The organism is Acinetobacter lwoffii, from assembly GCF_024129735.1.
Taxonomy (GTDB): domain Bacteria; phylum Pseudomonadota; class Gammaproteobacteria; order Pseudomonadales; family Moraxellaceae; genus Acinetobacter; species Acinetobacter lwoffii_H.
On record NZ_JAMXXK010000074.1, the window covers coordinates 1 to 10,781 of the forward strand.

Genomic DNA, 10,781 nt, shown 5'->3' on the forward strand with positions numbered 1-10,781 from the left:
ATTGAAAACCATTTTAAAGCTTTCGACTTAACCTTTTTTTACATCAATAATGGCTTCATTTAATGTCAGCATACTTTTTGAAACACCACCAAATTTTTAATTTAAGTCTTATTTAAATATCCCAAACAAGGAAGATTGCAATGGCACAAGCAAATACAAGTATCCAGCGACTCAACAGTAATCACATCATGAGTGCGGTGACGATTCATCATCAAACCGTCTATCTATCAGGTCAGGTGCCAAATAGCACGGATCTGGATGTACGCGGCCAAACACTGGAAGTCTTTGCGAAAATTGAGGAATTGCTCGTATTGGCAAATACCGATAAAAGCCAGCTGCTTTCGGCACAATTATTTGTCAAGCATCTGGATGATTTTCAAACTGTGAATCAGCTTTGGGTGGAGTGGCTACAAGGCCATGGCACGCCGGCACGTGCTACGATTCAGGCAGATTTGGTCAATCCGGACTGGCTGATTGAAATTGCAGTCATTGCAGCTCAAGCTTAATTGAATTTCTGATATTGAAATCTCCCCTGTAATAATTCAACTGGTTTTAGTGCAGTAAATCTCACTGAACAGCGCAGTAAAAAGTATGAAAATGTCATAATAAGCGTTCGAGGACTGAACGTTGTAAATTCAGCTTGATGCTGTTGTAAAGATTAAAAAGGATGTAAAAATGAAAACCACCCCGGGCACAGAAGACGTAAAATCGTCGCCGCATGAGTTGCAACGAAAACTCTCTAACCGACATTTGCAGTTAATCGCCATTGGTGGCTGTATCGGTACCGGTCTGTTTATGGGATCGGGAAAAACCATCTCCCTGGCAGGCCCTTCGATTTTGATCATTTATATAATTATTGGTGGCATGTTCTTCTTCCTGATGCGTGCGTTGGGTGAAATGCTGCTATCCAATCTGCATTACAAATCCTTTATTGATATGGCCCATGACTTGATCGGGCCAGGTGCTGGCTATTATATTGGCTGGTCGTACTGGCTGGGTTGGGTGCTGGTAGGGATTGCTGATCTCGCGGCGATTATTAACTATCTGAGTTTCTGGCTGCCCGAAGGCATGGCTTTTACCCCGATGGGGCAGGCGATGATTAGTGTTGGCTGTGTGCTGTTTATTCTTGCGATTAATCTGGTCACGGTAAAACTGTTTGGTGAGATTGAATTCTGGTTTGCGCTAATCAAGATTTTAGCCATTCTCGGTTTGATCTTTGTCGGTGGTTATATGGTGTTTAGCGGTTTTCAGGCACCGAGTGGCGCTGTCGCCAGCTTTAGTAATGTCTGGGCACATGGTGGATTATTTCCCAAAGGCTTTACCGGTTTTCTGGCAGGTTTCCAGATTGCCATGTTTGCCTTTGTCGGGGTGGAACTGCTCGGCACCATGGCGGCAGAAACCAAAGATCCGGAAAAGAATTTACCCAAAGCGGTCAACGCCATTCCTACGCGGATCATTCTGTTCTATGTATTGTCATTGCTGATGATCATGTCGGTCACGCCATGGCATCTGATTCCTGCGGATCAAAGTCCATTTGTGAGTTTGTTTCTGTATGCCGGTATTCCAACTTCAGCGATTATCATGAACCTGGTGGTATTGTCATCAGTGATGTCCTCTATGAATAGTGGCGTATTCTCGACCAGCCGTATGTTGTTTGGTCTGGCACGTGATGGACAGGCGCCTCAAGCTTTGGCGCGGTTATCTAGTCGGGCAGTACCAGCCACAGGGTTATTTTTCTCCTGTGCTTTTATTATGTTGGGGGCAGCATTTCAGTATTTTGTACCAAACACCATGGAAGCTTTTACTCTGGCAAGTTCGCTGTGTGTGATCCTGTTTATTAGTATCTGGAGCATCATCATGGTGTGCTACATCCGTTACCGTAAGCAGCAACCGCAAAAACATGTGGCTTCGACCTTTAAAATGCCGGGTGGGGTATGGATGTCTTATGTGGTATTAGCATTCTTGTTGTTCGCCTTGATTATTCTAAGCTTGGAACCTGATACTCTAAAAGCTCTGATGATCAGTCCTTTATGGTTGATTATTCTGGCAGTGACCTATCGTTTGCTGTATAAGCCGCGTATGCGTCAGCGTGGTAATCCTTAAATATTTAGATAAAAAAATCCCCGACTGATCGGGGATTTTTTTATTGTAAGCAGAATAATTTGTGAATCATCCTTCCTCTATTTTCTAAAAAAGCCAAATCATCATTCAGATAATTAAAGTTGAGGAACACAGCGCTGATAAAATTTACTTTGATTGGATGTATATTCGAAATAAATTAAACAGGTATAAATACATAGAATAAATAATGCAACCCTTGCTACTGGCGAAACAAACAAAGATGATAAAAGGATGATGAGCAAACACGGGATTATCCATACCAATACACGTTTCTTTTTTTGTTTTACAACGACTTGAATTTCCTGATTTGACATTGGTTTAGTCTGATTTTTCCACAATTCGATTTTTATTGGCTCATTGCTAAACTTAAGTTGTCGGTATTCACTATAAGCGGGCTGTAAGGCATCATGCTTCATAAAAAAATCCGAATATGAGGCAAAAATATAATTTTCGATCTGCTCTAAACTTGGTGATGCTGTGCTAACACTAAAATCCTGATTCAAATCTTGAAAGACAAGCTGAAAATTTCCAGCGTATTCATTGCGGATAAAATGAATCGATAACATGGATTCTGGATAAAAATAACTTGGGTGCAGTAGATAATTTTCATGCCGTTGCCACAGTGGGTGTTTGTGGAAATTATGGGTGAAAATTGGCAATTCGTCAGGGTTGGGATGATAAGCACGTATTTGTAAAATAAGAGCTAAATCAGGTGTAAGGCACACTTCAACTGATTGACCTACAAGTTGTTCAGGTTTAACTTCTATGGGTTGTAAAATTAAGAAATCGGGATAGCGAATATTAAAAGTCTTTTTATGGGTTTCATTTTTTAAATCATAAAATTTAAGTTCAATATTAAGCTGCTTTAATTTGGGATCATATTTTGAAACTTTGGTGATCTTGCCAAATGTCTTGAGGTATTGGTCGGAATATTGTTTTCGTGTTTTTCGAGCATATAGCCATAGATACAAACCCTCTATTTCATTTAATGTAAACAGCCCAAGAAAAAGTACAGAAATAGTTAGTTGTGGATTATTAGAATTCCATACAAGATAAATCGCGCCAATAGCAAAAATCCAATGAAAGCGAGCTTTTATTTTTTGATGAAGCTTAAGCTTTGGGCCATGCAATTTTTTAAAGTTTTTCACAGCATCTGAATATAATTTTTGAGCTTCAGGTGTTGAGGCTGTTTTAATTTCTGCGGATGGAAAGTTCTGCATAATTGACCTTTTATTTTTCATGATCTTGTTTTTGTGTTAGCTAAAGGAAAGAATCCGTTCAGAAATATCCAGATTACTCTTTTTTTATTGTGTACATGAGTCTGATTTCATTTTTATAGTATTTTGATTTTTAAGATATTATATTAAAAATTGAATAAAAATAAAGTAATCAAGTTTTCAAAATACAGGTAATTTTCTCAAAAAGAGGAAGAGTTATGTATAGTGCAGTCATTTCCAAGACACAAACTTTCTGAATTGAATCTTAAAATGGACAGCTGTGTGCAGATTTAAATATTCAGACATAAAAAATCCCCGACTGATCGGGGATTTTTTTGATTGCGTGGGTGAATTAGAAAGTAGGTTTAACTACGACTAAAATCACCACTGCAAATAAGATCAGGGTTGGCATCTCATTAAAATAACGCCAAAACTTGTGTGACTTGTAATGTGCATTATCAATCAGCTTCTTGCGGTAATAACCACAAACCAGATGGTAAATCACCAATAAGCCGACCAGGCCGACTTTAAGGTAAAACCATAAGGCTTCATGATAGTGACGCGTTGCATCACCCCAATCCACCAGAAAGTGCGCCGTAATCAAGGTAGCCAACATGGCTGGCCACATGATGCCACGGTACAGCTTGCGTTCCATGACTTCAAAGCGTTGATGACTGACGGCATCTTCGCTCATGGCATGGTAAACATACAGCCGTGGCAAGTAGAACAAAGCCGCGAACCAGCAAACCACTGCAATAATATGTAATGCTTTTACCCACAAGAAAGCATCAGAAGGAGCATCCATCAAGTCACCCTAAATTGGGCAGCTTAGCCTTCCCATTTTTTGAAAATGAGACAAGCATTTACGCCGCCGAAACCGAAACTGTTACTCATCACAGTATTCAATTTTGCGTCACGTTTTTCAAGCACGATATCAAACGGTTTCGCGCCTTCATCTAGCTCGGTCACGTTGATGTTTGGAGCAATAAAGTCATTTTGCATCATCAGAACCGAATAAATCGCTTCCTGAACACCAGCAGCACCCAGACTGTGACCCGTCATTGACTTGGTTGAGCTTAATGGAGGAACCTGACCTTCACCGAAAGCACGTTCCATTGCTTTAAGTTCTGTGATGTCACCCGCTGGAGTAGAAGTACCATGTGTATTTACATAGTCAATTTTATCGACACCGTGTTGTTTGGCTTCTTCTAAAGCCATCAGTACGCAACGTGTTGCACCTTCACCAGATGGTGCAACCATATCAGCACCATCACTGTTTGCAGCATAACCAACCACTTCAGCTAAGATATTTGCACCACGCGCTTGCGCATGTTCCAAAGACTCAAGGATCACAAAACCGCCACCACCGGCAATCACGAAACCATCACGGTCTGCAGAATAAGGGCGTGATGCTGTTTCAGGGCTGTCATTGTATTTAGAGCAAAGTGCGCCCATCGCATCAAACAACAAGCTTTGTGACCAGTGATCTTCTTCACCGCCACCTGCCAGCATTAAATCTTGTTTACCGAGTTGAATCAGGTTGTAAGCATAACCAATCGCATCGGCAGAGGTTGCACATGCACTGGTAATGGTATGTGACACGCCTTGTAATTTGAATGCAACGCCAACGTTAGCCGTAATGGTGTTGGTCATATTACGTGGTACAAAGAAAGGACCGACTTTACGCGCACCTTTGGTTTGCAATAATTCGTTCATTTCAATAACGGAAGCAGTTGAACCGCCACCTGAACCACCCGCGATACCATAGCGTGGGTTGCCAGCTAGGTCTTCAACCTTTAAACCTGCATGTTCAACCGCAGCAAGAGCTGAGTTATATGCATACATGGCACATACACCCATAAAGCGTTTCAGTTTGCGGTCGATCCCATCAAAATCCTGCTCGGCTGCAGCACTGACATGACTTTTGAAATTGAGTTCAGCATAAGTCGGATTAAAACGTGTTCCTGAAATCCCGTTTTGTAAAGAATGGTTTACATCCTCTAATGTATTACCAATACAAGAGTTAATACCCATGCCAGTGATGACAACACGTTTCATCTACAGATCCTTATAGTTTGCTCTATGCTCAGCGCAGATATCTGGGTTTTAAAATCGCCCAATCCAGCGCCTAGCCTTATTTCATGATGGGGAACATGATAGCAGAAAGACTTTTGAAATCTTATGGCAAATGTTATGCCGTGTGACAGTCGGTTGAGTTTGTGAGTCGGCGTGTAGGGGTTTTACTAAATGAAACAGAATAAAGTTGAGATAAACGCTGACTACACCTAGTATTTATACCAAATACAAGCACATGAATGCTGAGGTAAAAAATGGTAAATGCTAATAATAAACAATCTAATGGTCTGATTTCGAATGCCTTTGGAGTGGCGAAAAAGTTCAGTTCAACTGGATTGGATTTATTGAATCATGTTGCGCCGGATTCGGTGACTAAAGCGCTGAAGCCTTCCAGCTCCGATCAGGTGATTGACGGTTCGGCGAAGATGAAAAGCGCTTTTTCAGCTAAAAAATATGATAATCCTCAGCAAATGCTTCGCGAGCATCTTCCAAATGTGTCTCGTCAACTTCTCGGACGCCGTTTTAATACCGTGAATAATGTCGCGCATTTTGTTTCTCCAGACTTAACCGAAAAAGTGTCTAACTATTTTTATGATCGTCTGAATCAATTCAGTAATCAAACCAGTTCGGTGGATGCCATTCTGAATGAAGCGGGAGCGAAAGATTTAGAGGAATTGACTCAGGACGTCGATCGATCCAAGCGAATTTCACAGGCTTTGGGTGAACAAAACAAATGGATTGCAACGGTGCAGGGTGCAGTGAGTGGTGCTTCAGGAATGCTTGGCACCGCGATTGATATTCCCGCTTCTTTACTGATGGCGTTGCGTACCATTTATCAAGTCGGTCGCTCTTATGGTTTTGACCTGAGCAAAGAAGATGATCAGGAAATCGTCCAGCATATCTTTAGACAGATTGACCTGAGCCTGATTGCGGAAAAACAGACCTTGTTATTGGGTTTAAAAGCTTTAAGTAATACGCTTAAAACTCATGATATCTCCCAGCTACAAGCTATGTTAGGTTCTGATAATGATATGAGCGCTATCAAGCAATGGTTAAGTCGTCATGAGGGAGAGGCTAAATGGGAATGGATAAATCATCTGCCAAAAATTTCGATTTTGGAGCGATTAACCAAACTGACGCCTCTGGCGAGTGCAGGTATTGGCGCTGTATATAGCCATCGTTTTGTCGAGGATGTAAATCAGAAAGCTCAGGAAGCATTCTCGCATGCACGCCAATACCTGATTCAGCATCAGGATTCGCAATTGTCTCCTTATGCTGCTTATGAAAAAGCAGTTAGTTTGTTGCAACAGGCAACTCCGAAACTCTTAAATGGTGCCTCTCACGAAGTTGAGCCTGCGAAAGATAATCTGATCATGGATAAAGATATTGCGATTGAAGGCAATAACACGATTACCCAAGTCAAGCTGGTCAAAAAAGAGCAGAATGATCTAAGCTCTGAAGAAGCAGAAGTGAAGAAAGATGAAAAAGTGAGTGAAGGGCTGGAGGCGCTCAACGATGAGTTGGTTGAACCCGCGGCAGACAAGCAGTCGCAACAACCGGCTTTAACCAAAACTTCATTTGACCCGGAAATCGAAGCTGAACTGCATCCAGAAGCTGCTGACGAGGCAGAAGCTGCTACAGAGACTTCACAGCAGGGTGCAGACGATCAAGAAAATTCGAAAACTGAATCTGAAGCTCAAGATGTGACTAAAAAAGTCAGTAAAAATTCAAAAAAATAAGCGAATTTTGAAGGTAAATAAAAGCAAGCAAATGTCGTGAGAAACGGTATTTGCTTGGCTTGAGTAGGTTGACCAATTTTGCATCTTGAATTACAATTGCATGCCCTCAAAAAGTAGTAGTTTTTTGGGGCTTTTTATTAACGGGAGAATTGCCAAATGGCAACAACAAATCAGTTGATCCGCAAGGGTCGTACGACTTTAGTTGAAAAATCTAAAGTTCCTGCGTTGAAGGCTTGTCCACAGCGCCGTGGTGTTTGTACACGTGTTTACACAACTACACCTAAAAAACCTAACTCAGCAATGCGTAAAGTTTGCCGTGTTCGCTTAACTTCAGGTTTCGAAGTTTCTAGCTACATCGGTGGTGAAGGCCATAACCTACAAGAGCACAGTGTTGTTCTTATCCGTGGTGGTCGTGTTAAAGACTTACCAGGTGTACGTTACCATACCGTTCGTGGTTCTTTAGACTGTGCTGGTGTTAAAGATCGTAACCAGTCTCGTTCTAAATACGGTACTAAACGTCCTAAGAAATAATTCGTTAAGAATTAAATTTTAAGAACGTAGAACCGCAATCCTTTATCGTCTCGCTTGTCTGATTTCTGCATTAATTTTGTGAAAATTCCAAGCGACGTATAGTAAGGCCAGCGAGTAGTACATGACACTTTGTACTCATGCTGGATAAACCTGAAGTGTCATCTTTATAGGTAGTTTAAAATGCCAAGACGTCGCGTAGTCGCTGCTCGTGAAATCCTTCCGGATCCTAAGTTCAGCAGCCAAACAATCGCTAAATTCATGAACCACGTAATGCAAGATGGTAAAAAATCTATTGCTGAAAGTATCGTTTACGGTGCTTTAGACCGCGTTCAAGAAAAATCTAAAGTAGACCCAGTTGAATTTTTCGAGACTACTCTTGAAAAAGTTCGTCCTATGGTCGAAGTAAAAGCACGCCGTGTTGGTGGTGCTACATACCAAGTTCCTATGGAAGTACGCCCATCCCGTCGTACTGCTCTAGCGATGCGTTGGTTAGTAGATGCTGCTGCTAAGCGTTCTGAAAAAACTATGGCTTTACGTCTTGCTGGCGAGTTGCTTGATGCATCTGAAGGCAAAGGCGCTGCGGTTAAGAAACGTGAAGATGTGCACCGTATGGCTGAAGCCAACAAAGCCTTCTCTCACTACCGTTTCTAAGCAGATAAAACAGGCCCTATTCAGGAGGGTGACAAGACCGTCATGGTTTTGTCACCAAAGCGCTTTAAGTTGCTATGCAGCTTAAAGCGTCCTGTTTTAAACAACAAAATTTAGGAATGCTAGAAATCATGGCACGTCAAACCCCAATTTCTCGTTACCGTAACATTGGTATTTCTGCGCACATCGACGCAGGTAAGACAACCACTTCTGAACGTATTTTGTTCTACACAGGTGAGAGCCATAAGCTTGGTGAAACTCACGAAGGTTCGGCAACTACGGACTGGATGGAACAAGAGCAAGAACGCGGTATTACTATTACTTCAGCAGCTGTAACATGCTTCTGGAAAGGTATGGGTAACCAGTTCGAACAACACCGTATTAATGTAATTGACACCCCGGGACACGTTGACTTCACGATCGAAGTTGAGCGTTCTATGCGTGTTCTTGACGGTGCGTGCATGGTTTACTGTGCTGTAGGTGGTGTTCAGCCGCAGTCAGAAACTGTATGGCGTCAAGCAAATAAATATAAAGTTCCACGTATTGCGTTCGTTAACAAAATGGACCGTACTGGCGCGAACTTCTTCCGTGCAGTTGAACAAGTTAAAACACGTCTTGGCGGTAATCCAGTGCCAATCGTTGTTCCAATTGGTGCAGAAGAAAACTTCCAGGGTGTTGTTGACCTAATCGAAATGAAAGCGATTATCTGGGATGAAGCATCTCAAGGTATGAAGTTCGAATATGGCGAAATCCCTGCTGAATTGCTTGAGCTAGCTCAAGAATGGCGTACTAACATGGTTGAAGCTGCTGCAGAAGCATCAGAAGAACTCATGGACAAGTACCTAGAAGGCGAAGAGCTGACTAAAGAAGAAATCGTTGGCGGTATCCGTAAGCGTACATTAGCGAACGAAATCCAACCAATGCTTTGTGGTTCAGCATTCAAGAACAAAGGTGTTCAACGTATGTTGGACGCAGTAATTGAATTCTTGCCAGCACCGACTGACGTTGAAGCGATCAAGGGTATCCTTGATGACAAAGCTGAGTCTGAAGGTTCTCGTGAAGCGTCTGACGAAGCACCGTTTGCTGCGTTAGCATTCAAAATCATGAACGACAAATTCGTTGGTAACTTAACGTTCGTACGTGTTTATTCTGGTGTTCTTAAAGCGGGTAGCCCGTGTTATAACCCAGTAAAAATGAAGCGTGAGCGTGTTGGCCGTATCGTACAGATGCACGCAAACGATCGTCATGACATCGAAGAAATTCGTGCGGGCGACATCGCGGCATGTGTAGGTCTTAAAGACACGACTACTGGTGATACATTATGTGATGAAAACCACATCATTACACTAGAGCGTATGGAATTCCCAGAGCCAGTAATTGCACTTGCAGTTGAGCCTAAAACTAAAGCTGACCAAGAAAAAATGTCAGTTGCTTTAGGTCGCTTGGCGAAAGAAGATCCATCATTCCGCGTTCGTACAGACGAAGAATCTGGTCAAACGATTATTGCTGGTATGGGTGAGCTTCACCTTGACATCATTGTTGACCGTATGAAGCGTGAATTCGGTGTTGAAGCGAACATTGGTAAGCCAATGGTTTCTTACCGTGAAACGATCAAAAAGTCTGTTGAGCAAGAAGGTAAATTCGTACGTCAAACAGGTGGTAAAGGTAAATTCGGTCACGTATACGTACGTTTAGAACCGATGGATCCTGAATCTGAAAAAGATTACGAATTCGTTGAAGAAGTTGTAGGTGGTGTTGTACCTAAAGAATTCTTCGGCGCGGTTGACAAAGGTATTCAAGAACGTATGAAGAATGGCGTTTTGGCTGGCTACCCAGTAGTTGGCATTAAAGCGACATTGTTTGATGGTTCTTACCATGACGTCGACTCTGATGAATTGTCGTTCAAAATGGCGGGTTCTTATGCCTTCCGTGATGGTTTCATGAAAGCGGATCCTATCCTTCTTGAACCGATCATGAAAGTTGAAGTAGAAACTCCAGAAGACTACATGGGCGATATCATGGGTGACTTAAACCGTCGTCGTGGTATGGTTCAGGGTATGGACGATCTTCCTGGTGGTACTAAAGCCATTCGTGCTGAAGTTCCATTGGCTGAGATGTTTGGTTACGCAACTCATATGCGTTCTATGTCTCAAGGTCGTGCGACTTACTCTATGGAATTTGCTAAATATGCTGAAACTCCACGTAACGTGGCTGAAGGCATCATTTCTAAGTTCCAATCTGGCGGTAAAAAAGGTGACGACGAGTAATCTTTCGATTACTATAAGCCCAAACTAATTCATAGTTAAACCCAAGTGCTCATGCAGTGATCCTGCATGAGTAGTTTAAAAAGGAAGATCTCATGGCTAAGGCTAAGTTTGAACGTAATAAGCCACACGTTAACGTGGGCACAATTGGTCACGTTGACCATGGTAAAACAACTTTAACAGCT

10 protein-coding genes are annotated in these 10,781 nt (G+C 42.1%); 7 read left to right on the forward strand and 3 right to left on the reverse strand.

What is annotated here, in order from left to right; genetic code table 11:
• Positions 1 to 140: 140 nt before the first annotated feature.
• Positions 141 to 506, forward strand: coding sequence for a RidA family protein (locus tag NI469_RS14785; protein ID WP_253147324.1), 366 nt, complete (start codon positions 141 to 143; stop codon positions 504 to 506).
• A gap of 169 nt (positions 507 to 675) precedes the next feature.
• Positions 676 to 2,103 (forward strand): amino acid permease, encoded by a 1,428-nt coding sequence (locus NI469_RS14790; protein WP_253175615.1) that lies wholly within the window; start codon positions 676 to 678, stop codon positions 2,101 to 2,103.
• 113 nt (positions 2,104 to 2,216) lie between these two features.
• Here NI469_RS14790 and NI469_RS14795 read toward each other — a convergent pair whose 3' ends face one another.
• The 3 genes from NI469_RS14795 to NI469_RS14805 form a co-directional block, all read right to left on the reverse strand.
• Complete coding sequence (locus NI469_RS14795; protein WP_100357335.1) at positions 2,217 to 3,341, reverse strand: hypothetical protein; 1,125 nt, start codon at positions 3,339 to 3,341, stop codon at positions 2,217 to 2,219.
• A gap of 349 nt (positions 3,342 to 3,690) precedes the next feature.
• Positions 3,691 to 4,143, reverse strand: a complete 453-nt coding sequence (locus NI469_RS14800; protein ID WP_004279237.1) for a CopD family protein — start codon at positions 4,141 to 4,143, stop codon at positions 3,691 to 3,693.
• A gap of 23 nt (positions 4,144 to 4,166) precedes the next feature.
• Positions 4,167 to 5,396 carry a beta-ketoacyl synthase N-terminal-like domain-containing protein gene (locus tag NI469_RS14805; RefSeq protein WP_153567170.1) on the reverse strand — a complete coding sequence of 410 codons (1,230 nt, stop codon included), beginning with the start codon at positions 5,394 to 5,396 and terminating at the stop codon, positions 4,167 to 4,169.
• Positions 5,397 to 5,668: 272 nt separating this feature from the next.
• Here NI469_RS14805 and NI469_RS14810 point away from each other — a divergent pair, with 272 nt between their 5' ends.
• The 5 genes from NI469_RS14810 to NI469_RS14830 form a co-directional block, all read left to right on the forward strand.
• Positions 5,669 to 7,153 carry an EcsC family protein gene (locus NI469_RS14810; protein ID WP_253175616.1) on the forward strand — a complete coding sequence of 495 codons (1,485 nt, stop codon included), beginning with the start codon at positions 5,669 to 5,671 and terminating at the stop codon, positions 7,151 to 7,153.
• 156 nt (positions 7,154 to 7,309) lie between these two features.
• Positions 7,310 to 7,684, forward strand: coding sequence for a 30S ribosomal protein S12 (gene rpsL / locus NI469_RS14815; protein WP_002050319.1), 375 nt, complete (start codon positions 7,310 to 7,312; stop codon positions 7,682 to 7,684).
• A 180-nt stretch (positions 7,685 to 7,864) separates the two neighbouring features.
• Positions 7,865 to 8,335: a 30S ribosomal protein S7 gene (gene rpsG / locus NI469_RS14820; RefSeq protein WP_004279240.1), complete on the forward strand. Its 471-nt coding sequence runs from the start codon at positions 7,865 to 7,867 to the stop codon at positions 8,333 to 8,335.
• 128 nt (positions 8,336 to 8,463) lie between these two features.
• Positions 8,464 to 10,599, forward strand: a complete 2,136-nt coding sequence (gene fusA / locus NI469_RS14825) for an elongation factor G (RefSeq protein ID WP_005251123.1) — start codon at positions 8,464 to 8,466, stop codon at positions 10,597 to 10,599.
• Between the two features lie 92 nt (positions 10,600 to 10,691).
• The coding region (locus NI469_RS14830; RefSeq protein WP_072292276.1) for a GTP-binding protein at positions 10,692 to 10,781 on the forward strand (90 nt) is incomplete at its 3' end.